This window comes from Micromonospora terminaliae (genome assembly GCF_009671205.1).
Taxonomy (GTDB): Bacteria; Actinomycetota; Actinomycetes; order Mycobacteriales; family Micromonosporaceae; genus Micromonospora; species Micromonospora terminaliae.
This window is the reverse complement of record NZ_CP045309.1, coordinates 3,348,850-3,371,800: the sequence shown is the minus strand read 5'-3', so window position 1 is coordinate 3,371,800 and position 22,951 is coordinate 3,348,850. Positions and strand designations below refer to the sequence as shown.

Annotated in this window: 18 protein-coding genes; 10 read left to right on the top strand and 8 right to left on the bottom strand. The window is 74.1% G+C overall.

Annotated features, from left to right (window positions below; all coding sequences use genetic code 11):
• Together GCE86_RS15235 and GCE86_RS15230 are read left to right on the top strand one after the other, a co-directional pair.
• Positions 1–837, top strand: coding sequence for a carbohydrate ABC transporter permease (locus tag GCE86_RS15235; protein ID WP_154227585.1), 837 nt, complete (start codon positions 1–3; stop codon positions 835–837).
• A gap of 11 nt (positions 838–848) precedes the next feature.
• Positions 849–2,057, top strand: a complete 1,209-nt coding sequence (locus GCE86_RS15230; RefSeq protein WP_154227584.1) for an ABC transporter ATP-binding protein — start codon at positions 849–851, stop codon at positions 2,055–2,057.
• 51 nt (positions 2,058–2,108) lie between these two features.
• On the opposite strand, the gene GCE86_RS15225 is transcribed toward GCE86_RS15230, so the two are convergent.
• Together GCE86_RS15225 and GCE86_RS15220 are read right to left on the bottom strand one after the other, a co-directional pair.
• A complete protein-coding gene (locus tag GCE86_RS15225) occupies positions 2,109–3,212 on the bottom strand; it encodes a winged helix DNA-binding domain-containing protein (protein WP_154227583.1) in 1,104 nt (367 codons plus the stop codon).
• Between the two features lie 111 nt (positions 3,213–3,323).
• Positions 3,324–4,052 carry a YsnF/AvaK domain-containing protein gene (locus GCE86_RS15220; protein WP_154227582.1) on the bottom strand — a complete coding sequence of 243 codons (729 nt, stop codon included), beginning with the start codon at positions 4,050–4,052 and terminating at the stop codon, positions 3,324–3,326.
• A 186-nt stretch (positions 4,053–4,238) separates the two neighbouring features.
• Between GCE86_RS15220 and GCE86_RS15215 the strand changes: the two genes are divergently transcribed.
• Both GCE86_RS15215 and wrbA read left to right on the top strand, forming a co-directional pair.
• Positions 4,239–4,619, top strand: coding sequence for a DUF4190 domain-containing protein (locus GCE86_RS15215; RefSeq protein WP_154227581.1), 381 nt, complete (start codon positions 4,239–4,241; stop codon positions 4,617–4,619).
• A 290-nt stretch (positions 4,620–4,909) separates the two neighbouring features.
• A complete protein-coding gene (gene wrbA, locus GCE86_RS15210) occupies positions 4,910–5,527 on the top strand; it encodes an NAD(P)H:quinone oxidoreductase (protein WP_154227580.1) in 618 nt (205 codons plus the stop codon).
• A gap of 71 nt (positions 5,528–5,598) precedes the next feature.
• On the opposite strand, the gene GCE86_RS15205 is transcribed toward wrbA, so the two are convergent.
• A complete protein-coding gene (locus GCE86_RS15205; RefSeq protein WP_154227579.1) occupies positions 5,599–7,518 on the bottom strand; it encodes an anthranilate synthase family protein in 1,920 nt (639 codons plus the stop codon).
• A 260-nt stretch (positions 7,519–7,778) separates the two neighbouring features.
• On the opposite strand from GCE86_RS15205, the gene GCE86_RS15200 reads away from it, so the two are divergent.
• From GCE86_RS15200 to GCE86_RS15190, 3 genes are all read left to right on the top strand, one after another.
• Entirely contained in the window at positions 7,779–9,182 is a 1,404-nt protein-coding gene (locus GCE86_RS15200) for an FGGY family carbohydrate kinase (protein ID WP_154227578.1), read from the top strand.
• A gap of 109 nt (positions 9,183–9,291) precedes the next feature.
• Positions 9,292–11,895 (top strand): sensor histidine kinase, encoded by a 2,604-nt coding sequence (locus tag GCE86_RS15195; protein WP_244316990.1) that lies wholly within the window; start codon positions 9,292–9,294, stop codon positions 11,893–11,895.
• Positions 11,892–12,314 (top strand): roadblock/LC7 domain-containing protein, encoded by a 423-nt coding sequence (locus GCE86_RS15190; RefSeq protein ID WP_091259471.1) that lies wholly within the window; start codon positions 11,892–11,894, stop codon positions 12,312–12,314. The genes GCE86_RS15195 and GCE86_RS15190 overlap by 4 nt, the downstream gene beginning before the upstream one ends.
• 45 nt (positions 12,315–12,359) lie before the next feature.
• On the opposite strand, the gene GCE86_RS15185 is transcribed toward GCE86_RS15190, so the two are convergent.
• Complete coding sequence (locus tag GCE86_RS15185) at positions 12,360–13,853, bottom strand: GH1 family beta-glucosidase (RefSeq protein WP_154227577.1); 1,494 nt, start codon at positions 13,851–13,853, stop codon at positions 12,360–12,362.
• A gap of 850 nt (positions 13,854–14,703) precedes the next feature.
• Between GCE86_RS15185 and GCE86_RS15180 the strand changes: the two genes are divergently transcribed.
• Positions 14,704–17,601, top strand: coding sequence for a glycoside hydrolase family 48 protein (locus tag GCE86_RS15180; protein WP_204342027.1), 2,898 nt, complete (start codon positions 14,704–14,706; stop codon positions 17,599–17,601).
• Between the two features lie 287 nt (positions 17,602–17,888).
• On the opposite strand, the gene GCE86_RS15175 is transcribed toward GCE86_RS15180, so the two are convergent.
• Entirely contained in the window at positions 17,889–18,572 is a 684-nt protein-coding gene (locus GCE86_RS15175) for a DUF3159 domain-containing protein (protein WP_154227575.1), read from the bottom strand.
• 84 nt (positions 18,573–18,656) lie between these two features.
• On the opposite strand from GCE86_RS15175, the gene GCE86_RS15170 reads away from it, so the two are divergent.
• A complete protein-coding gene (locus GCE86_RS15170) occupies positions 18,657–19,544 on the top strand; it encodes a phosphatase PAP2 family protein (RefSeq protein ID WP_208818101.1) in 888 nt (295 codons plus the stop codon).
• A 35-nt stretch (positions 19,545–19,579) separates the two neighbouring features.
• Here GCE86_RS15170 and GCE86_RS15165 read toward each other — a convergent pair whose 3' ends face one another.
• On the bottom strand, positions 19,580–20,032 hold the full coding sequence (locus GCE86_RS15165; protein ID WP_154227573.1) for a YbhB/YbcL family Raf kinase inhibitor-like protein: 453 nt from the start codon (positions 20,030–20,032) through the stop codon (positions 19,580–19,582).
• A 110-nt stretch (positions 20,033–20,142) separates the two neighbouring features.
• Here GCE86_RS15165 and GCE86_RS15160 point away from each other — a divergent pair, with 110 nt between their 5' ends.
• On the top strand, positions 20,143–20,811 hold the full coding sequence (locus GCE86_RS15160; protein WP_154227572.1) for a maleylpyruvate isomerase N-terminal domain-containing protein: 669 nt from the start codon (positions 20,143–20,145) through the stop codon (positions 20,809–20,811).
• A gap of 10 nt (positions 20,812–20,821) precedes the next feature.
• On the opposite strand, the gene GCE86_RS15155 is transcribed toward GCE86_RS15160, so the two are convergent.
• The gene (locus tag GCE86_RS15155; protein WP_154227571.1) at positions 20,822–21,661 is read right to left on the bottom strand and encodes a DUF1028 domain-containing protein; all 840 of its coding nucleotides are present in this window, start codon (positions 21,659–21,661) and stop codon (positions 20,822–20,824) included.
• Positions 21,662–21,713: 52 nt separating this feature from the next.
• A complete protein-coding gene (locus GCE86_RS15150) occupies positions 21,714–22,946 on the bottom strand; it encodes a low temperature requirement protein A (protein ID WP_154227570.1) in 1,233 nt (410 codons plus the stop codon).
• Positions 22,947–22,951 lie beyond the last annotated feature (5 nt).

Sequence of the window (22,951 nt, the reverse complement as noted above, 5' to 3'; positions counted from 1 at the left end):
ATGGCAGTCGAAACCACCACGCGGGCGAAGGTGCGCTGGGGCCTGCTGGACGTCATCGTCGTCGTCTTCGCGCTGGTACCGGTCCTCTGGATCGCCTCGCTGTCGTTCAAGACCCCGGCCACCCTCACCGACGGGAAGTTCTGGCCCCGGGAGTGGACGCTGGACAACTACCGGACGATCTTCGACACCGACCAGTTCGTCCGGGCCCTGGTCAACTCGATCGGCATCGCGCTGATCGCCACCCTGATCGCCGTGGTGCTGGGCGCGATGGCCGCGTACGCGATCTCGCGGCTGGACTTCCCCGGCAAGAAGCTGCTGGTCGGGGTGTCCCTCCTGATCGCCATGTTCCCGCAGGTGTCGCTGGTGTCGCCGCTGTTCGAGATCGAGCGCCAGCTCGGCCTCTTCGACACCTGGCCAGGGCTGATCCTGCCGTACATCACCTTCGCCCTGCCGCTGGCGATCTACACGCTCTCGGCGTTCTTCAAGCAGATCCCGTGGGACCTGGAGAAGGCGGCGAAGATGGACGGCGCCACCCAGGGCCAGGCGTTCCGTCGGGTGATCGCCCCGCTGGCCGCGCCGGGGCTGTTCACCACGGCCATCCTGGTCTTCATCTTCTGCTGGAACGACTTCCTCTTCGCCATCACGCTCACCTCGACCGAGCGGTCCCGCACGGTCCCGGTGGCCCTGCAGTTCTTCACCGGCGAATCACAGTTCGAGGATCCCACCGGGGCGATCTGCGCCGCCGCCGTGGTGATCACCATTCCGATCATCCTGTTCGTGCTCTTCTTCCAGCGCCGCATCGTCTCCGGTCTGACCTCCGGCGCAGTCAAGGGTTAGGTGGTGTTGTCATGGCCGACATCGTGCTGGACAAGGTGAGCAAGCGGTTCCCGGACGGGACCACCGCGGTGCGGGACGTCGACCTGGAGATCGCCGACGGCGAGTTCGTGATCCTGGTCGGCCCCTCCGGGTGCGGGAAGTCCACCACCCTGAACATGATCGCCGGGTTGGAGGACATCAGCTCCGGCGAGCTGCGCATCGCGGGGGAGCGGGTCAACGACAAGGCGCCCCGGGACCGGGACATCGCCATGGTCTTCCAGTCCTACGCCCTCTACCCGAACATGACCGTGCGGGAGAACATGGCCTTCCCGCTGCGGCTGGCGAAGCTCGACAGGGAGACCACCCACCAGAAGGTGGAGGAGGCGGCGAAGGTCCTGGAGCTGACCCCGCTGCTGGACCGCAAGCCGGCGAACCTCTCCGGCGGGCAGCGGCAGCGGGTGGCCATGGGGCGGGCCATCGTCCGGCAGCCCAAGGCGTTCCTCATGGACGAGCCGCTGTCCAACCTGGACGCGAAGCTGCGGGTGCAGATGCGCACCGTGGTGTCCCGGCTGCAGAAGCAGCTCGGCACCACCACCGTCTACGTCACCCACGACCAGACCGAGGCCATGACCCTCGGCGACCGCGTGGTGATCATGCGGGGCGGCGCGGTGCAGCAGGTCGGCCCGCCGCAGGAGCTCTACGACCACCCCCGCAACCTCTTCGTGGCCGGCTTCATCGGCTCGCCGTCGATGAACTTCCTGCACGCCGCCGTCGAGGACGGGCACCTGCGCACGGCGCTGGGTGACGTGCCGATCGGGGACCGGGTACGCCGGCAGCTCGACGGCGCCGACGCCCCGCGCGAGCTGATCCTCGGCATCCGCCCGGAGCACTTCGAGGACGCCGCGCTGATCGACGACGAGACCCGCCGCCGGGGCCTGGAGTTCGACGCGCCGGTCGACATCGTCGAGTCGATGGGCTCGGACAAGTACGTCTACTTCACCGTAGAGGGGGAGCGTGCCAGCGCCGCCGAGCTGGAGGAACTGGCCGCCGACGCCGGCGCCGCGGACTTCACCGGGACCGGGTCGAGCCTGGTGACCCGGCTGTCGGCCGAGTCGCCGGTCCGCGAGGGCGAGCCGCGGCGGGTCTGGTTCAACCTGGAGAAGATCCACCTCTTCGACCCGTCCACCGGACGGAACCTCACGCTGCACGAGGGGCGGGCGTCGGGCGCGCTGGCCGACTGAGCGGCGCCCTGGTCCGGGCCGGTGGGCGGTGCCCGCCGGCCCGGTCGCGGGTCACCAGGTGAGCCGCAGCGGCAGCCCGAGGAAGTCGGCGTAGCGGGCGAGGGCCGACTCGACGCGGGCCCGCAGCGGGGCGTCGAACGGCGTCAGCTGCTGCACGGTCACGGTGACCGCCCGCTTGCCCACGGTCCGCTTCCAGATGCCGGCCGTGCGGCCGCCGCGCACCACCGTGGCCTGGAAGATCCCGTTGTTGCCGGGGACGACGGCGTTCGCGTGCGCCGGGTCGAGCATCAGCGAGCGGTCCCGGTAGCCCAGCAGGTACTCGTCGAAACCGGGCAGCGTGTGCACGTCGTCGACCGGCGCCCGGGGCGCGTCGAGCAGGGCCGCGTCGACGACGGCCGGCGTGCCGTCGACCTCGACCGGGGCGAGCGCGTCGCCGGCTGTCGCGATGCCCCGCGTGGCGTCGGTGACCGTGAGACCCGTCCACCGCGCCAGGTCGTGCCGGGTCACCGGGCCGTGGCCGCGCACGTAGCGGTGGGCCAGCAGGCCGAGGGCCTCGTCCCGCTCGGGGCGGTGCGGATCCGGCGCCCACTCGTCCAGCAGCGCGAACGTCTGCTCGGTGCCGACGTGCGGGGCGATGCAGGTGACGCCGCGCTGGCTGGCGTACCAGAGCAGGTGGTAGCCGCGCTGGCCGGTGGTGTCCAGCCCGGCGGCGCGCAACGTGGCCAGGCACTCGGCCCGGGTGAGCCGGCCCCCGCCAGCAAGGGCCTCGCCCAGCACGTCGGCGGCGCGGTCCGCGTCGGTCTCGGTCAGCCCGAGCTGCGTCCGCCGGGTGCCCGCGCCGGCCAGCACCCGGACGCCGGTAACGGCCAGCATCCACCGCGCGTCCCGGGGCGGCACCAGGTGCACGGTGCCCCGCATCGGCCAGGTGCGCAGCGCCTCCCGCCGCTCCAGCGCCGCGCGCACGTCGTCCTGGGTGCGGCCGGGCAGGCGTACGCCGAGGGACCACAGGCCGCTCGCCGCGTCCTGCGCCTGCATGGCGCCGAACCACTCGACCACCCCGGCCACGGTCTCCGGTCGCGCGACCGGGTGCGGGCGCAGCAGCAGGCTGGTCATCCGCAGCGCCAGCGCCTCGGCGCCGGTGAGACGTACGGTCACGGTGCCTCCCGTCGAGGTGGACGGTCAGCATAGGCGGCCGGTGCGACGTTTCCCGGCGGGCGGACGACCGGGCGGGCGGGCCGTGGCCCACCCGCCCGGGATGCCGTCGGCTCAGCCGTTGCGGCGTGCCCGCTCCGGCACGTCGGCGTCCACCAGTTCCCGGCGGACCTGCGCGTTGACCGGCTGCTCCTCGACGACCTCGTCCTTGTTCAGCCGGACCCGCTCGACCGGGACCTGCTCCTTGGCGACCACCGGGTGCTCGGCGCGCAGCTCCATCTCGCGCTGCTCCTCGCCGATGCCGGCCCGGGCGGCGTCCCGGTCGGCCTCGCTGACCGGCTCGTGGATCACCGTCACCTCGTCGTGCTCGACCGGCACGCTGGTCTGCACGTTCTCGGTGACCACGCGCTTGCTCAGCCGGGCCGTGCCGGCCGGCTCGCTCTCGGTGCCGACCCGCAGCCGCTCCTCGGAGCGGACCACCTCGGGCGCGCCCCGCATCCGCTGGGGCGCCGGCCCCGCCTGCTCTCCGAGCTGGTAGTGCCGGTAGAGCTGGGTGAGCTGGTCGGCGCCGAGCGGCTGGTCGGTGCCGGTCTCGACGCTGGGAGCGCTGCGCACCGTCGCCTTGTCGTACGGCACCTGGAGTCGGCCGTCCGGCTGCATCCGGGCCGCCTGGAGCGGCGCCATCGACTCGTGATGGCCCATCGTGCCGGTCTTCAGGCTGACCCAGGTCGCCTCGCCGGCGGGGTCGGCCCAGACCTGCCCCACGGTGCCGATCTTCGCACCCGAGCGGTCCTGGACGTCCTGCCCGTACAGCGAGCGGACCTGCTGCTCCGTCAGTCGCATGGTTCGTCCTTCCTCTCGCGGGGTCAGCACCCGAGTCCCCGGCGGTGCGCCCGGCATTCCCCTGAATCGGGACGAACAGGAGGAGGAGCAGCAGCGGTGCCCGAAACGCCGGGCCCTGACGCATGAGTGTGGCCTCAACGGGGATGCGCCGGGGGCAACCGCTGCGAGGAATGTGAGGTACGGGTGATGACAGCGTCCAGTGAACCGATGCGCGGCGCCGCCCGGCCCGCGGGACCGGCGGGCGGGGCGAAGACCAGCGCCGCGGCCACCTTCTCGCTGGTGTTCGGTGTGGCGGGCCTGCTGAGCGTGCTCACCGCGATCCTGGCCTCGGTGGGGCTGCTGCTGGGGATCATCGGCGTCGTCCTGGCCATCGTGGGCCTGCGGATGAGCCGGCGACCCGGCGTCACCGGGCGCGGGGTGGCGATCGGGGGCCTGGTGCTCAGCGGCCTGGCGGTGCTGCTCGGCCTGGCGCTCGCCGCCGGCATCAGCACCTTCGTCAACAACGAGCAGGCGGTGAACCGGCTGGAGAAGCGGGTGACCGACCTGCGGGACAAGCTCAACGACTGAGCCGTGGGAGCACCCCTGATCGCGCTACGCCAGCCACGCTGCCGGCGGAGCGCGATCCCCCGTTCAGGTTCCCGATGCGGGGGCGGCGGCGGCACGCCGGCACCGGTGGGAACAGGATCCCCGGGCGCCGCGATCCGGGGAAGCGGTTTCCATCGGAACTTGCGCAAATCTTGAGCCGCGGCAAGTTATCGACTCAGGTCAACCGCTGTACCTCGGCCCCCGCCCGCCGTTTGCCGTCGCAAGCAGCGGGTAGTCGCCGGAGCTGACCCGAAACGAGGAGGAATCGTCTGATGGATGGCCAGGTCAAGGCCGCGGTGATCTATTACAGCGCGACCGGCATCACCTACCAGATGGCGCAGGCGGCGGTCGAGGCCGCCGGGGAGGCCGGAGCCGAGGTACGCCTGCGCAAGGTTCGTGAGCTGGCGCCGGACGAGGCGATCCGCTCGAACTCGGGCTGGCAGGCGCACCGCCTGGAGACCCAGGACGTGGAGGAGGCGCAGCCGGACGACCTCTCCTGGGCCGACGTCGTCATCATGGGGTCGCCGACCCGCTACGGCATGGTCGCCGCCCAGCTCAAGCAGTTCATCGACACCACCGGCCCGCTGTGGGCCCAGGGCGCGCTGGCGAACAAGGTCTACACCGGCTTCACCTCGACCGCCACCCTGCACGGCGGCCAGGAGGCCACGCTGCTGTCGCTGTACACGGTCTTCTACCACTGGGGTGGCATCGTCGTGACCCCTGGCTACACCGATCCCAGCCAGTTCGTCGCCGGCAACCCGTACGGCGCCTCGCACACGAGCAACAACGGCGAGAATCCCCCGGACCACGTGGCCCTCGGCGCCACCGCGCTGACCGCCAAGCGGGCCGTGCAGATGGGCATGGCGCTGAAGAAGGGCCTGGCGGGCTGACTCCGCACGCCGGATGACCGGTGGCCGGACGAGGGCTCTCGGCTCGTCCGCACCACCGGTCGCCCCTCGCCCTACCCGCGATCGGCCGGTCCATGCCCGGTCAGCGCCGGATGGGCCAGCAGGTGTCCGAGCAGATCCGCCAGGACCGCCATGCCGTCGCGGCTGAGCACCGACTCCGGGTGGAACTGCACACCGGCGAAGCCCGCCCCGCGCAGTGCGTGCACCGCCCCGTCCGCCGGGTCCCGGGACAGCTCCACGGTCCCGTACGGGGTGGCGATCCGGTCCGCGCCGGCGCGGGCCGTGAAGCTGGAGTAGAAGCCCACCCGGCGGGTCGCCCCGAACACCGGCACGTCCCGCGGCAGCCCCTGGTAGGGCGCGTCCCGGCGGTGCAGCGGCAGCCCCAGCAGCCCGGCGAGGAGCTGGTGGCCGAGGCAGACCGCCAGGGTGGGCCGGCCCGCCGCGAGCAGCTCCGCCAGCAGCCCCCGCATGCTCGCCATCTTCGGCTCGGCGACGTCGTCCGGGTCGCCCGGGCCGGGACCGACCACCACGAGGTCGTACCCGTCGACCGGGCCGGCGTCGTGCCAGTCCCGCCGGGTCACCGCCAGGCCGAGCGCGCCGAGCTGGTGGGCCAGCATCCCGGTGAAGGTGTCCTCGCCGTCCACGATCAGCGCGCGGCGGCCGGCCAGCCCGGGCAGCGCGGTGGCACCCGGGACGCGCTGGTCCAGCCAGAACCGTGCGAGGGGGGTGTTGCGGGCGGCCAGCGCGGCGCGCACCTCGGGGTCGTCGGCGTACCGGAGCGCCGGCCCGGCGTCGCGGGTCGGGGCATCCGGGCCGAGGCCGAGCGCGGCCAGCACCCCGGCCGCCTTGGCGTGCGTCTCGGCCACCTCGCCCTCGGCCGTCGAGTGCCGGACCAGCGTCGCGCCGACCGGCACCCGCAGCTGCCCGTCGGGGGAGAGCTCGGCGGTGCGGATCAGGATCGGCGCGTCGAGGGTCTGCCGGCCCTGCTCGTCGCGGCCGAGCAGCGCGAGCACACCCGCGTAGTAGCGCCGGCCGGTCCGCTCGTGCCGGGCGATCACCCGGCAGGCGTTCTCCATGGGGCTGCCGGTGACGGTGGGCGCGAACATGGTCTCCCGCAGCACCTCCCGGACGTCCAGCGAGCCCCGCCCGGCCAGCAGGTACTCGGTGTGCGCGAGGTGCGCCATCTCCTTCAGGTAGGGCCCGACCACCTGGCCGCCGTGCTCGGCGACGGTGGCCATCATCTTCAGCTCCTCGTCGAGCACCATGTACAGCTCCTCGACCTCCTTCGGGTCGTGGAGGAAGCGCAGCAGCGCCGCCCGGTCCGCCGCCGCGCCGGTGTGCCGGAAGGTGCCGCTGATCGGGTTCATCATGACCAGGCCGTCGTCGACGCTGACGTGCCGTTCCGGGCTCGCCCCGACCAGGGTCCGGCTGCCGGTGTGCACCACGAACGTCCAGTACGCGCCCCGCTCGCGCAGCAGCAGCCGGCGCAGCGCCGCCAGGGCGGCCGCCACCGGCGCGCCCTCGACCGTGGCCCGCAGGGTGCGGTGGATGACGAAGTTCGCGCCCTCGCCCCGGCCGATCTCGTCGCGCAGCACCCGGCCCACGGTGTCCGCGTACTCGGCGTCGGAGATGTCGAAGGCGGCGCCCCGGGTCACCACCGGCGCGTCGGGCAGGGCCGCCAGCACCTCGTCGAGGGGGAGCCGCCGGTGCTCGGCGACGATCAGGCACTCCAGCGGCAGGCCGTCGTCCACGCAGGCGAAGCCCCGCTCGGCGATCTGCCGGTAGGGGACCAGGGCGAGCGTGCGGGGCCCGGCGCCGCCGTCGGGCAGCGGGAGGTCGGCGAGCCGGTCGGCCGTGCGTACCGGACCGGTGAACAGGTCGACGTGGTCGGCGCCCTCGCGACGGACGAGCGCGAAGGGGCCGGGGTCGCGGCCGGCCGCCACGGCGGCGAGCGGGTCGTGCGGGCGGGTCATGCGGTCTCCTCGGTGGGCCGGAGGCCGCCGGCGGGGCGACCCGGGGTGCCGGGGAGAGACCGGCGGCCGCCTCGTCGGGCGGCCGCGTGGGGAAAGCTACGCGCGGGGGTGGGCCGCCGGGTCGGCGGGCCACCAGCAGGTCAGGTGCGCGGGCATGGCGATCACTGTACGCGAGCGGGCCGTGCCGCGGAACCCGATCGCAGCGCCGGCCCCGCGGATCTTGGCTTCGCCGCCGGTCCCGGCGGGTAGGTTGACCCGCGATGGACATTCTCGCTCTGGACCTGGGCACCTCCTCGGTGCGCGGTCTCGTGCTGGATGCGGACGCCGTTCCGCGCCCCGGCGCGCTGGCCCGCAGGAAGGTGCACCTGGTGACCGGGGACGACGGCAGCGGCGTCCTGGACGGCCCCGGCTACCTGGCCTGCCTCATGGAGTGCCTGGACGAGCTGGCCGCCGGCGGGCACCTGCGCGACGTCGAGCTGGTCGCCACCTCGGCGCAGTGGCACTCGGTGCTGCCGCTGAGCGCCGACGGCGCACCGCTCGGCCCGGTCCTCACGTGGATGGACACCCGGCCGGAGGCCCTACCCGGCGCCGCCGCGCCGGTCGATCCGGACGCCTTCCACGAGCGCACCGGCGCCTGGTGGCACCGCTGCTACTGGACGATGCGGCTGCCCTGGCTGCGGGAGCACTGCGGCACCCCGGTCGCCCGCTTCGGCGGGCTCGTCGAGTACGCCCTCGGCGTGCTGCTCGACGACGCGCCGATGTCCGTGTCGATGGCCTCCGGCACCGGGCTGCTCGACCTGCGCCTGCTGGAGTGGGATCCCGAGGCGTGCGAGCTGGCCGGCGTCCGCCCCGAGGACCTGCCGGCGCTGGCCCCCCAGCGGTGGCGCGGCCGGCTCCGTGTCGAGCACGCCCAGCGCTGGCCGCAGCTCGCCGACGCCCGCTGGGCCGCCCCGGTCGGCGACGGCGCGGCGTCGAACGTGGGCTCCGGCTGCGTCGACCCGTCCCGCGCCGCGGTCACCGTCGGCACCTCCGCCGCGGTACGCCTGCTCCAGGCCGTGCCGGCCGGCGCGGAGCTGCCGCCGCTGCCCGAAGAGCTCTGGCGCTACCGGGTGGACCACGAGCACGTGGTGACCGGCGCCGCGTACTCCAGCGGCGGGAACCTGTTCGCCTGGGCCGCCCGGGAGCTGCGGCTGCCCTCCGGCGCCGAGTTGGAGGCGGCGCTCGCCCGGGCCGGCGCGCACCCGACCCTGCGGGCCAACCCGCGGCTGGGCGGGGACCGGCCGCCCGGGGTCACCCCGGCCGGCTCCGGGGAGCTGCGCGGCCTGAGCTTCGGCACCACGGCCGTCGACATCCTCGCCGTCCTGATGACCGGGATGTGCGGGCTGATCGCCCGGGACCTGGCCCTGCTCGAGGCCGGGGTGGGCCGGCCGGCCGAGGTGGTGCTCGGCGGCGGCGCGATGGCCGCCTCGGCCTGGTGGCGGGCCGCCTTCGTCGACGCGCTGGCCCCGCGTCCGGTGCGGCACCAGCGCAACCCGGAGATCGGGGCGACCGGGGCCGCGCTGGTGGCGCTCGGCCGCATCGCGGAGGCGGCGCACGTGGGCGGCATCGTCCGGACGGACGACCGGGACGAGCCGAACACCGTAGCCGCCCGCCCCCCGCGCTGACCTTCCTGCTCGTGCCGCTGGCCGGTCCGTTTGACACCGCCCGCCGGCCTGGTTGGATGGACTTCCGCTCCCCGTCCCGGTGGAGCCGAGGGGGACCGAGGAGGAGAGTGTGGGCGCAGGTCCCGACCCGGCTCGCGATGCCGTGCCGCAGCCGCGCCGGAGCCCGTCCGACGACCGGGTGACACCGCACCGGCGGCGGCGCTCGCGCTTCCGGCTGCGGGACTGGCGGATGGGCACGAAACTCGCGACCGTGCTCGTGCTGCCCTCGGTGGCGTTCCTCGTGCTCGCCGGGGTGCAGACCCGGGGGCTGGTCGGGCAGACCACCGCGCTGAGCGACTTCGCCCAGCAGGTCGGCATCGGCCGGCAGATCAGCACCGCGGTGGACCGGCTCCAGCAGGAGCGGGACCGCTCCGCCGGCGAGCTGGCGGCACTGCGCAGGGCCGGCAGCGGCGCCGACCGGGACGCGGCGGTCGCCGCGCTCAAGCCGCTCCAGGACGCCTCCGACCGGGCGATGAGCGACCTGCGCGCCGCGGCCGAGCCCCTCGCCGACGCCGACGCCGCCTGGCGGGTGGCCTACTCGGAGGTGCTGGAGGCGTACGACCAGGTCGTCTACATCCGCGCCGCCGTGCCACCGGCGGTGCTGTCCAGCGACACCGTGCTGAGCAACTACCACCGGGCCATCGCCGCCCTGCTCAACCTGCTGGCCGAGCCGTCGCCCGGCGACGACCAGCGGGCGCTGACCAACGCGGTGCTGCGGTACGTGCAGCTCTCCCGGGTCAAGGAGCTGTCCTCCCGGATCCGGGCCGAGCTCTACGCCGCCGCCCGGGCCGGCCGGTACGAGGTAGACGACCAGGTCAACCTGACCGACCTGCGCGCCCAGCAGCTCACCGCGGTGGGCGCGTTCCGGGTCGCCGCGACGGCCGACCAGGTCCGCCGCTACGACGAGACCTCGGTGGACCCGGCGTTCATCTCCGCCGCCCGGCTGGAGGAGCAGACCCTGCCCAGCGGGACCGCCGAGCCGGCGGTGCTGCCCGCGACGCAGTGGTGGGCGGCCAGCGAGCAGCGGCAGGAGCTGTTCCGCCAGCTGGAGTCCGCCGTCCTCGATGACGCCGTACGCCAGGCCGACGACGCCAGCGCCCGGCAACTGCGGGACACCCTGCTGGTGGCCGGCGGCATCGTCGGCGTGCTCCTGGTGGCCGTGCTCATCTCGCTGCTGGTCGGCCGGTCGGTGGCCCGGTCGATGCGGCAGCTGCGCGGCCAGGCGCTGCGCATCGCGCAGGTGGAGCTGCCGCACACCCTGGACCGGCTGCGGGCGGTCGACCGCCCGGTGGGCACCATCGACGTGCCTCCCGCGGTGGTCGACTCGCAGGACGAGATCGGCGAGCTGGCCGAGGCGTTCGTGGCGGTGCACCGCAGTGCCGTCGACGTCGCGGTCGAGCAGGCGATGATGCGGCGCAACGTCAACGCCATGTTCGTCAACCTGGCGCGACGCAGCCAGGTGCTGGTCGAGCGGCAGCTCGAACTCCTCGACGAGCTGGAACGCGAGGAGAGCGACCCGGACCAGCTGGAGAACCTGTTCAAGCTCGACCACCTCGCCGCTCGGATGCGCCGCAACGACGAGAGCCTGCTGGTGCTCGCGGGCACCGAGTCCAGCCGGCGGTGGAACCGGCCGGTCGGCCTCGGCGCGGTGCTGCTCGCGGCGAGCGCCGAGATCGAGCAGTACCAGCGGGTCCGCCACGACTCCCGGTCCGACCTGCACGTCGTCGGGCACGCGGTGGGCGACCTGGTGCACCTCTTCGCCGAGCTGCTGGAGAACGCCACCGCCTTCTCCCGGCCGGACACCGTGGTGCGGGTCGTCGCCGGGGCGGACGGCCGGGGCGCGTTCGTGGAGATCGTCGACCAGGGGCTCGGGATGAGCCCGGCCGCGCTGGCCGAGGCGAACGAGGTGCTGGCCGAGCCGCCGGCGGCCGACGTGGCCGCGTCCGAGCGGATGGGCCTGTTCGTGGTGAGCCACCTGGGCGCCCGGCACGGCGTGCGGGTGCGGCTGCGGGGCGGCCAGGACGGCGTGGTGGCCCGGATCGTGATCCCGGCCGAGCTGCTGGCCCCGGCGCCCGCGCCCGGGCTGGACCAGCCGGCCGCGCCCCGGATGCTGACCAGCCAGGTGGCCGCCGCGTCCCGCCTGGCGCCCGGCGCCGGCCCGCTCGCCACGGCGACCGCCGAGCTGCCGGTGGCCGGCCGCCGCCCGCCGGCGCCACCGGCGGAGCTGCCGGTGTCGCCGTTGACGGGGCTTCCGCTGGGCGGGGCGCCGCCCGCCACCGAGGCGGCACGCCGTACGCCCGGGTCGACCGTGCCGAGGCCACGCCCGGTGCCGGGCCGAGCCGAGGACGTGCTCGCCCCGGCCGCCGGAGCGGCGGGCGGCGGCTGGTTCAGCCGCCAGGGGCCGTCGGGCGCGGTGCTCGGTGTGACATCGCCGCCGGCCGCGACGCCGGTCACCGGAGGCACCAACGAACGAGGCCTGCCGGTACGCGTACCGATGGCCCAGCTCACCGCGGTCACCCAGCCCGCGGCCCCGGACCGGCCGGCACGTCACGAGCCGGACCCGGAGGCGGTCGGCGGCATGCTGTCCCGCTACTACGGCGGGGTACGGCGGGCGGAGGCCGAGGAGACCACCGAGATGTACCTGCCGCGCGATGAAGGGGGACGACGACAGTGACGACGTTGAGCCAGGAGGCACGGGACCTGAGCTGGCTGGTGAACGCGTTCGCCGAGCGGGTGCCGGGGGTGGCGCACGCGGTGGTGGTCTCCACCGACGGGCTGCTCGTGGCGATCTCCGCGCACCTGCCCCGCGACCACGCGGACAAGCTCGCGGCGGTGACCTCGGGCCTCATGAGCATCACCGCCGGCGCGGCCCAGATGTTCGACGGCGACGTCGTCAAGCAGACCGTGGTGGAGATGGGCCGGGGCTACTTCCTGGTCATGCAGATCCGGGACGGCTCGATCCTGGCCACGCTGGCCGGGGCGGACGCCGACATCGGCGTGGTGGGCTACGAGATGGCGCGGCTGGCCAAGCAGGCCGGCGAGATGCTCACCCCGGCGCTGCGTGCGGAACTCCAGCAGGCGCTGCCCCGCTGAGGGGCAAGGGCCCGGCCGGTGTCGCGCCGGCCGGGCCGGTACGCCTCAGAGCCCGTTGCGGCGGATCACGTCGCGGTACCAGTGTGCGCTGCGCTTGAGCACCCGCCGCTGGGTCGGGTAGTCGACGTAGACCAGGCCCCAGCGCTGCTCGTACCCCTCGGCCCACTCGAAGTTGTCCAGCAGCGACCAGACGTGGTAGCTCTCCAGCGGCACCCCGTCCCGGATCGCCCGGTGGGCGGCCGCGAAGTGGTCGCGGAGGAAGTCGATGCGGGCCCGGTCGTCGACGGTGCCGTCCGCGCCGAGGGTGTCCGGGCAGGGCAGGCCGTTCTCCGTGATCGTGATCGGCACCCGGCCGTAGTCCCGGGTGACCCGGGTCAGGATGTCGTACATCCCCTCGGGGTAGATCTGCTGCCACTCCGCCTCGGACGTCGGCCAGCGGCGGACCGTGTCGCCCTGGCCGGTGACGTAGATCGGCGTGTAGTACTGCACCGCCAGCAGGTCGACCGGGCTGGAAATGATCTCCAGGTCGCCGTCGCGCACGCCGCGGACCATCCGGCTCTCCGCGCCCAGGTCGGCCAGCACGTCCTCCGGGTACGCGCCCTTGAAGATCGAGTCGAGGTAGAGCCGGTTCTCGTAGCCGTCGTACAGGCGGGTCGCGGCGGCTGCCTCGGCGGTCTCGTCGGCCGGGTAGCAGGGGTGCAGGTTGAGCGCCGGGCCGATCCGCCCCGGCCCGCCGGTGGCGCGCAGCGCGCGGACGGCGAGGCCGTGGGCCAGTTGGAGGTGGTGGGCGACCAGGTACGCCGCCGCCGGGTCCTGCCGGCCCGGGGCGTGGTGCCCCCAGAGGTAGCCGTTCTGCACCACGGTCTTCGGCTCGTTGACGGTGAGCCAGACCGGCACCTGGTCGCCGAGGGCGCGGAACACGGCGTCGGCGTAGTCGCCGAAGCGCTCGGCGGTGTCCCGGTTCTCCCAGCCGCCGGTGTCCTGGAGCGCCTGGGGCAGGTCCCAGTGGAACAGGGTGGCCATGGGCGCGATGCCGCGCTCGTGCAGCCCGTCCACCAGCCGCCGGTAGAAGTCCAGGCCGCGCTGGTTGGGCCGCCCGGACCCGTCGGCCTGGATCCGGGGCCAGGAGATGGAGAACCGGTAGCTGCGCAGGCCGAGGTCGCGCATGAGGTCGAGGTCCTGGGCGTACCGGTGGTAGTGGTCGGCCGCGACGTCGCCGGTGTCGCCGTTGCGGATGCGTCCGGGGGTGTGGCTGAAGGTGTCCCAGACGGACTCGCCCCGCCCGTCCTCCTTGGCCGCGCCCTCGATCTGGTACGCCGAGGTGGCCGCGCCCCAGCCGAAGCCGGGCGGGAAGCGCAGCGCGCCGTCGGGGTCCGCGTCGCCGTGGGGATCGGGCGTGTCGTCGCAGCCGGCGACCGCGGCGGCAGACGCGACGGTCCCGGCCGCGGCGGCGCCGGCCAGCCCGGCCGGAGCCACGCCGGCGGCGGTCGCGGAGAGGGCGGCACGGCGGAGCAGGCGCCGTCTGGTGAGTAGCGACATGGGTGTTCTCCTCGGAGTGACTGGCCGCCCTGGGGCCGGGAGCGCTCCCAGCATAGGCCAGGCGCGGCCGGCCGCGTCCCGAGGGCGGGTCGCGGCAGGGGGCGCGGCCCAGCCGGCGGGCGGCCGGAGGTGTGGGGTGGGCGGGGGTCGCTCGGGGGCGGGGGCGAGCGGCGAAGGGTGGGGCGGATAGCGAAGGAGGCCGTCCGGGCGGCGCGTCGCGCCTGTCCCGTCGGCCTCTTTTCCCGTCGACAACGGGGGTTTAGTGTGGGGACGGGGGAGGGCAACCCCCGTCCCCACCTGTGATGCACACACGCACGAGTGGAATTGGCGTCCGGTCGTGCGTGTCGCGCGGGAGCCGGGCCACGCGAGTGGCTCTGGTTCCACCTCCCTCCATGTCGGTGGGTGATGGCTGACGGCGGCGTCCGGGCTGGCCCGCCGTCAGCCCTTGGGGCTGGTGCGCCGGGAGCGCAAGGCCCCGGCGATCTCTTACGTGGATCTCCGTCGATGGAAGCGCTCCCATCGGCGATGCTTGCGACTGTAACGCCCGTCACGGCTTTGTGAAAGCCCCAAAACGAGATCGAAACATCGACGTGCGTATCCGCCCTGGCCGTTGTGGTGGGAGCGCTTCCATGGCAAACTCTCCACCACCACGCGGAGCCAGCTCGCGCGAGTGCGGGCCGCCGAGGGCACCCGGTGACACCGGTGCGGCGCCCCGATCCCCGGCACGGCCGGGTCGACCACCTTTCCGGGCGCCTCCGTCCCCCCGCGCACGTACGCCGTCGCGTGGAGGCGCCCCGCCGGGGCCCCGCGTCCCGGCCCGGTCCGAGGAGACACCGCGCACATGAGACTCATGGCCAGACGTCGCCGGACGGCGATGGTCGCCGCCACCGCCCTCGCCATCGGCGGGGTGGCCCTGCCGGCGGGCGCCGCGCAGGCCGCCCCGGCCTGCGACGTGACCTATGTGACCAGTGACTGGAACAACGGCTTCACCGCCAACGTCACCATCAAGAACCTGGGCGACGCCGTCAACGGCTGGACGCTCAAGTTCGCCTTCCCGAACAGCGGCCAGAAGCTCGTCCAGGGCTGGTCGGCCAGATGGAGCCAGTCAGGCAGCGAGGTGACCGCGACCAACGAGTCGTGGAATGGCAGCCTGCCCACCGGCGCGTCCACCACCATCGGCTTCAACGGCGCCCACACCGGCAGCAACCCGAAGCCGACGGCCTTCACTCTCAACGGGGTCGCCTGCAACGGCGCGCCCACCAACCAGCCGCCGACCGTCTCGCTCGGCCTGCCGAGCGGCCCGTTCGAGGCGCCGGCCGACGTGCCGCTGACCGCCACCGCCGCCGACCCGGACGGCACCATCGCCAAGGTCGAGTTCTACCGCAACGGCCTGCTGGTCAACACCGACACCACCGCCCCGTACGGCTACACGCTGGAGGACCTGCCCGCCGGCAGCTACACCGTGCAGGCCAAGGCGTACGACAACGCGAACGCCACGGCCGTCGCCGAGAAGTCCTTCACGGTGAACCCGGCCTCCGGCCCGGTGCTGGTGGCCACCCCGTCGGCCGTGAGCGTCACCGAGGGCGGCACCGCCCCGGTGAAGTTCACCCTCAGCGCGGCCCCGACCGCGAACGTCCCGGTGACCCTCGCCGTCACCGGCGACAGCGACGTGACCGTGTCGCCCACGACGCTGACCCTGACCCCGAGCAACTGGAACACCGGGGTCACCGCCACCGTGGCGGCGGCGGAGGACGCCGACACCGCCGGCGGCACCGCCACGATCACCGCCTCGGCCACCGGGTTCGCGCCCGTCGCGGTCACCGCCACCGAGGTCGACAACGACACCCCGGGCGGCGACAACGCGTACCTCAAGAAGTTCCTCGACCAGTACGGCAAGATCAAGAACTCGGGCTACTTCAGCCCCGAGGGCGTGCCGTACCACTCGGTGGAGACGCTCATCGTCGAGGCGCCCGACCACGGCCACGAGACCACGTCGGAGGCGTTCAGCTTCTGGCTCTGGCTGGAGGCCCAGTACGGCCGGGTCACCCAGAACTGGGCCCCGTTCAACAACGCCTGGACCGTGATGGAGAAGTACATCATCCCGTCGCACGCCGACCAGCCGACAGCCGGCGCCCCGGGCACCCCCCAGTACGCCGCCGAGCACAACCTGCCCAGCCAGTACCCCTCGGGGCTGGAGCCGAACGTGCCGGTCGGCCAGGACCCGCTGCGCAGCGAGCTCCAGTCCACCTACGGCACCGGCGACATCTACGGCATGCACTGGCTGCTGGACGTCGACAACACCTACGGCTACGGCCGCTGCGGCGACGGCACCACCCGCCCGGCCTACATCAACACCTTCCAGCGGGGCACCCAGGAGTCGGTCTGGGAGACCGTGCCGCAACCGTCCTGCGACACCTTCAAGCACGGCGGCCAGTACGGCTACCTCGACCTGTTCGTCAAGGAGTCCAGCGCACCGGCCAAGCAGTGGAAGTACACCAACGCGCCGGACGCCGACGCGCGCGCCGTGCAGGCCGCGTACTGGGCGCTGACCTGGGCCAAGGCGCAGGGCCGGGAGGCCGACGTCGCGGCCACCGTGGCGAAGGCCGCCAAGATGGGTGACTACCTGCGCTACTCGCTGTTCGACAAGTACTTCAAGAAGATCGGCAACTGCGTCGGCGCGTCCACCTGCCCGGCCGGCAGCGGCCGCGACTCGGCGCACTACCTGCTGTCCTGGTACTACGCCTGGGGCGGCGCGTACGACACCTCGCAGAACTGGTCGTGGCGGATCGGCTCCAGCCACAACCACTTCGGCTACCAGAACCCGTTCGCGGCCTGGGCCATGACCAACGTCGACCAGCTCAAGCCCAAGTCGCCGACCGCGGTCTCCGACTGGCAGAAGAGCCTCGACCGGCAACTGGAGTTCTACACCTGGCTCCAGTCCGCCGAGGGCGGCATCGCGGGCGGCGCCACCAACAGCTGGGACGGCAGCTACGCCCAGCCGCCGGCCGGCACCGCCACCTTCTACGGCATGTACTACGACGTCGACCCGGTCTACAACGACCCGCCGTCGAACCAGTGGTTCGGCATGCAGGCCTGGTCCATGCAGCGGATCGCCGAGCTGTACCTGCAGACCGGCAACGCCAAGGCCAAGGCGCTGCTGGACAAGTGGGTGCCCTGGGCCATCGCCAACACCACGCTGGGCGCCAACTGGTCGATCCCGTCGGACATGAAGTGGACCGGCCAGCCGGCCAACTGGAACCCGACGAGCCCGCAGCCGAACACCAACCTGCACGTCGAGGTGACCGTGAAGGGCCAGGACGTCGGCGTGGCCGCCGCCTACGCCCGGACGCTCATCGCGTACGCCGCGAAGTCCGGCAACGCGGCGGCGAAGAGCACCGCCAAGGGGCTGCTGGACGCGCTGTCCGCGGCCGCGGACACCAAGGGCGTCTCGATGCCGGAGAAGCGCGGCGACTACAAGCGCTTCGACGACGTCTACAACGCCGCCGACGGCCAGGGCCTCTACATCCCCTCCGGCTGGACCGGGAAGATGCCCAACGGCGACACCATCGCCGCCGGCAAGAGCTTCCTGGACATCCGCTCGTTCTACAAGAACGACCCGGACTGGCCGAAGGTGCAGGCGTACCTCAACGGCGGCGCGGAGCCGGTCTTCAACTACCACCGGTTCTGGGCCCAGGCGGACGTCGCCATGGCGTACGCCGACTACGGCACCTACTTCCCCGCGGGGTGAGGTGACCACTCCTGCGCGGGCGGGCCCGGCCCGCCCGCGCGGGAGGCCGACCCGGGCCGAAGGGGGAACGGAGCGGCCCGGTCGGCGGGCGGCCTGACTCCCACGGTCAGGCCGGGTGGGCCGGCCGTCCGGCCGACGCAGCGGACGGACCGGCCCACCCATCCGCCCGGAGACGAACTTGCCGCGAAAAAGCCCGGGAAATCGGCGCTCCACGGGATCACACCGTCGGCGCGGACGGAGTAACGTACGTCACCGGAGAGGCCGCTCCCCCCGTGGCGGCCTCTCTTTTACTTTGCCGGGGCGGTGTCCGCATCGGACGGCGTCACCGGATGCCGCAACCCGGGGTGGTCCGCCGGGAGCGAGCGCCGGATCACCATCCAGCTCACCGCCAGCGCCGTCGCGACCAGCGGCCAGGTCAGCGCCACCCGGGCCACCACGAGCCCGACCACCTGGCCGGCGAGCCACAGCGGCACGAACACCGCCACCCGCAGCACGTAGGTGGCCGCCCAGACCCAGCTGCCCCGCCCGTACGCCCGCAGCAGCGCCGGGTCGCGCCGCCACCGGGCGCGCTGGCCCAGCGCCGCGCCGACGACGACACCGAGCAGCGGCCAGCGCACCACGATGCTGACGATCCAGGCCAGCGCGCTCGCCGCGTTGGAGACCAGCTGCAGCAGGAAGAAGTCGGTGGCCCGCCCGGTCCGCAGCGCGATGAGCGCGGCCACGCAGACGGCCAGCAGCCCGATCAGCACCGAGCGCGGCCGGTCCCCGCGCCGCCACCGCCAGCCCGCCACGGCCGTCCCGGCCAGCACCGCGGCGACCACCCCGCCCCACAGCCCGGCGGCCAGCCAGCCGATCGCGAACGCCACCGGCGGCACCGTCGCGTCGACCGCCCCGCGCCGGCCACCGAGCAGGTCGGCCAGCGACTCCGGCCGGTCCCCGGACGGCCGTTCCCGCCCCGGCGTGCTGGTCACGCGGCACCTCCTTCCGTCGCGCCCCCAACCTACGCGGAAGCCGCGGAGCTCCGACGAGCGCCGGGCCCCGCCGACCGTTAAGTTGTGCGGGTGCGCGAGACGGCAAGGGGTTGGACGGCGGTCTGGTTGGTCGTACTGGCCCTGGCCCAGACGGCCGCGTTCCTGGTGGTGTGGCGCTTCGGCGTGCACACCCAGCTCGGCCAGTGGCTGGACACCGTGGCGCTGACCGGCAACCGCATCGGCCAGGACCGCATCGACGGGCCGGTCGACCGGATCCTCAACGCCATGTCGGTGGTGTCGCTGCTGGCGGCCACCGCGATGATCGGCTTCATCGCGCTGATCCGCGGCCGCAAGGCGCTCGCCGTCACCGCCACCCTGCTCATCGCCGGCGCCAACGTCAGCACCCAGCTGCTCAAGCGCTACCTGGACCGCCCCGACTTCGGCATCGACCCGGAACGGGCCGCCGCCGGCAACAGCCTGCCCAGCGGACACACCGCCGTGGCCGCGTCCGTGGCGGTCGCGCTGATCCTGGTGCTGCCGCCGAAGCTGCGCGTGGCCGGCGCGTTCCTGGGCGCCGGCTACGCGGCCGCCGCCGGGGTGGCCACCCTCTCCGCCGGCTGGCACCGCCCCAGCGACGCCGTCGCCGCCTACCTCGTGGTCGGCGCCTGGGCCGCCGTCGCCGGCCTGGTGCTGCTGTTCTTCCAGCGGGAACGGGCCGTGGTCTCCCCGGCCGACGCGCACCGGATCGCCGCCGCCGTGCTCGGTCTCGGCGGCGTCGCGGCCCTGCTCGTCTCCGCGTTCGCCCTGTCCTGGCTGGTCGACCGGTCCACCGTCGCCGTCGACGAGCTCGGCCGCCGCCCGCTCTTCATCGGGTACGCGGGCAGCGCGGCCGGCATCGCCGGCACGATCGCCGTGGTGTCCGCTCTGGTCCTCGCGACGGTGCACCGGCTCGTGCCCCGCTGGAAGGGCTGACCGGCCGGGGTCGCCGGCCGGCCACCCGGAGCGGGTCAGCGGTAGAAGGTGCCCACCATCGTCCCGCTGGCGATCTCCTTGTCGGCGAGCGCGCGGTGCACGTCGGAGGCCTGCGGCGCCTCCGGCAGCGTCAGCGGGCGTTCCAGTGCGTACAGGCGGAAGAAGTACCGGTGCGGGTCCTCGTGACGAGGCGGGTGCGGGCCGCCCCAGCCGGTCGTGCCGAAGCTGTTGGGCCACTCCCGGCCGCCCTCCGGGACGCCGCCCTCGGCGACCCCGCCGGAATCCGGCGAGATGTCGGTCACCAGCCAGTGCAGGAAAGGAGTCTTCCCCGCGTCCGGGTCCTCCACGATGAGGACCAGCTCCTCCGTGCCGTCCGGGGCCCCGGACCACTCCAACGGGGGCGAGACGTTGCCGCCCTCCTGGGAGAAACGCCCGGGAAGCAGGTCGTGGTCGTTGAACGCGGTGCTGCGGAGCATGATGCCGGCCATCGTTCGGCGCCTCCTCTCCTCGGTCCACCGGCGCGTACCCGGCCGGTGGGCGGCGAAACGGCAGCTGGCAGGGTGGACCACCGAGGTACGGACCGGACGGGGGAGGACGGATGGACCAGGTAGGCGCGGCGTTCCGCGACGAGTGCGCACGGCTGGAGCAGGTGCTGCGGGATCTCGACCCGGCGGACCTGGACCGGCCCACGCCCTGCCCGCCCTGGGCGGTACGGGACCTGCTGGCGCACGTGCGCACCGGCGCCGGCCGGCTGGTCGGCATGCTCGCCGCGCCGGCCCCGGAGCGCGCCGAGGTGGACGCCGCCGGCTATTTCGGGGCGGCGAAGTTCGCGCCCGAGGTCGACCGGGACCGGATCGACGGCGCCCGGCGGGAGGCGCGGGAGCTGCCCGGCGTACCCGAGGTGGCGGAAGGCTTCGCGCGGGCCTGGCGGGCCGCGGACGCGGCGGTGGCCGCCGCGCCGCCGGGGCGGCTGGTCCGTACCCGGCACGGCGACGCGATGGCGCTGACGGAGTTCCTGCGTACCCGGGTGGTGGAGGTCGGGGTGCACGGCCTGGACCTGGCCGACGCGCTGGACCGGCGGCCCTGGCTGACCCCGACGGCGGCGGCCGTGGTGGCCGACCTGCTCACTGGCGGGTCCGTCCCGGACGGGCTCGGCTGGGACGCGCTCACCCTGGTGCGCAAGGCCACCGGCCGGGTGCCGCTGACCGATGCGGAGCGGGCGGTGCTGGACCGGACCGGTTTCCGCTGGCTCTCCTTCGGCGGCTGACCGCCGCCGGTCAGCCGCCGGTGGTGCGGCGCAGGTGGTCCAGGACGATCGGGTCGATGCGGCCGGGGACGATGCGCTCCTCCAGGTTCTCGACGCCGGCCCAGGCGTCGAGCGCCTCCTCCACCCCGGCGGCGCCGACCGGGTGGCCGGCGGTGGCCAGCAGCGCCGCCACCTCGTCGGCGACCGGGCCGGTGAGGTCGAGCAGGGTGGCCGGGTCGGGCTTGCCGAAGAGCAGGGTGTGGATGTCGAGCAGGCGCCCCAGCTCGCCGACCGGGTCGCGGTGGTCGTCGACCCGCAGGTCGACCAGCTCGTCGCCGGTGCCGGCGTAGCCGCCGTGCCGCTGCACGACGAACAGGGCCGCGCTCTGCCGGCCCCGCCGGTCGCCGCCGGCCCGGTCGCCAGCGGCGAGGGCGGCGAGCAGCCGCTGCGGGAACGGCAGGCCGGCCCCGCCGAGCCAGGTGTCCCGTAGCGCGTCGATGACCTCCGGGCCGGCCAGGATGTTGCCCTGCGCCGCCCAGCCGTCGCCGGACTGGCCGCCCGCCCACGGGTGGCAGCGTGGCCCGGTCCAGGTGGCGCCGTCGCCGGTCGTGCCGACCACGCCCAGCTGCCGGTCGTCGCGGCCCGGGTCGGCGGCGATCAGGCCGGCCACCACGTCGGCCGCGGGCACTCCGGTGCGCAGCATGGTGAGCCCCTGCGCGCGGTACGCCAGGTTGGCGTGGGCCTGGCTGGCGAGCGCGCCGACCTCGGCCTCGGCGGCCGGAACGAGGGCCCCGGCGGCAAGGAACTTGCTGGCCACGGCGACGCCGTGCAGGAGGCCGTCCGCGGAGCGGGCGACGATCGAGAAGGTCACCCGCGGATGGTAGCGCCGGGGTGGGGGCGTCGGCGGTCGCCACGGGGCGCGGTCAGTACGGCGGGGCGGCCTCCTCCAGCGGGCGGCCCCAGGCGCGGCGGGCGTCGGCCACCGCCACCCCGAGCAGCACCAGCGGGGTGGCGATCGCCGCGGCCAGCGGCGTGGCGATGGCTGCGGCCAGCGGCACCACGGGCTTGAGCAGGGGCATGAGCAGCGCCAGGACGAGGACGGCCACCCAGCGCGACGGGGACACCCGGCCGAACACCTCGTACTCGAAGCGGGCCCGGCCGAGCAGGAAGACCGCCGGACCGCCGAGGATCATGGCGACCCAGCCAGCCTGGTTGTGGCCGGTCGGGTGCTCGTTGACCAGCTCGTAGCCGATCGCGGTGGCCACCACGCCGGCCACCATGATGAGGTGGGTGTCGGCGGCGGAGCGGCCGATGGTGGCCGGGTGCGCGGCCCGGGTCACCGCCTCGCCCAGGATCTGCCCGGCCCGCTGCACGTAGATCCGCCAGAACAGCACCGAGGTGAGCAGCGCGGCGGCGAAGGCGACGGTGCGGGCGGCGCCGGTCGGGGTCCGGCTGTAGGCGAGCCCGGCAATCAGGATCGTCTCGCCGAGCGCGACGAGGAAGATCTGCTGGTAGCGCTCGGCCAGGTGCTCCCCGTGGATGTCCCAGCGGGAGACGGTCGACCGGCCCAGCCCGGGCACGGGCCAGCCGACCCGGTTCGCCAGGTACTCGAGCAGGAGCGCGAGCGTCCAGAGCGTCACCCGGGGATCGGTGGGCAGCACCGCGCCGGTCAGCCAGAGCGTCCCGGTCACGCTGAAGGTGATCAGCATGCGCAGCTTCAGCCGGCGGTACTGGAGCTGGCGCAGCACCATCAGCAGGATCGCGGGCCGGCTCACCTGCACCACCACGTACGCGGTGGCGAAGGCCAGCCCGGTGCTGCTGAAGGCACGGGGGACGGCCACGCCCATCACCATGCTGCCGACAAGCGCGATGACCACGATGACCTGGAGCCAGATGTGGTACGGGTCGTAGCGGCTGGTGGTCCAGGCGGTGCCCTGCCAGACCGCCCACAGCGCGAGGAACAGCAGCAGCGTCTTGCCGCCTCCGGTCACCGCCGTCCAGGCGGTCTTCCCCCCTTCCAGCGCCAGGTCCTCGAAGGCGCGAGCGGAGATCCGGGTCAGCGCGAAGACGAACACGAGGTCGAAGAAGAGCTCCAGGAATGTCGCCCGGTTCGGCCCCTCTGTGGGGCGGAGCGCGGCCGGTTCGGAAGTCTTCACCGCGG

Bases quoted from the DNA above. Each gene is read 5' to 3' on its own strand.
- GCE86_RS15235 (WP_154227585.1), top strand. From the start codon at position 1: ATGGCAGTCGAAACCACCACGCGGGCGAAGGTGCGCTGGGGCCTGCTG.
- GCE86_RS15230 (WP_154227584.1), top strand. From the start codon at position 849: ATGGCCGACATCGTGCTGGACAAGGTGAGCAAGCGGTTCCCGGACGGG.
- GCE86_RS15220 (WP_154227582.1), bottom strand. From the start codon at position 4,052: ATGCGACTGACGGAGCAGCAGGTCCGCTCGCTGTACGGGCAGGACGTC.
- GCE86_RS15215 (WP_154227581.1), top strand. From the start codon at position 4,239: ATGACAGCGTCCAGTGAACCGATGCGCGGCGCCGCCCGGCCCGCGGGA.
- wrbA (WP_154227580.1), top strand. From the start codon at position 4,910: ATGGATGGCCAGGTCAAGGCCGCGGTGATCTATTACAGCGCGACCGGC.
- GCE86_RS15205 (WP_154227579.1), bottom strand. From the start codon at position 7,518: ATGACCCGCCCGCACGACCCGCTCGCCGCCGTGGCGGCCGGCCGCGAC.
- GCE86_RS15200 (WP_154227578.1), top strand. From the start codon at position 7,779: ATGGACATTCTCGCTCTGGACCTGGGCACCTCCTCGGTGCGCGGTCTC.
- GCE86_RS15185 (WP_154227577.1), bottom strand. From the start codon at position 13,853: ATGTCGCTACTCACCAGACGGCGCCTGCTCCGCCGTGCCGCCCTCTCC.
- GCE86_RS15180 (WP_204342027.1), top strand. From the start codon at position 14,704: ATGGCCAGACGTCGCCGGACGGCGATGGTCGCCGCCACCGCCCTCGCC.
- GCE86_RS15165 (WP_154227573.1), bottom strand. From the start codon at position 20,032: ATGGCCGGCATCATGCTCCGCAGCACCGCGTTCAACGACCACGACCTG.
- GCE86_RS15160 (WP_154227572.1), top strand. From the start codon at position 20,143: ATGGACCAGGTAGGCGCGGCGTTCCGCGACGAGTGCGCACGGCTGGAG.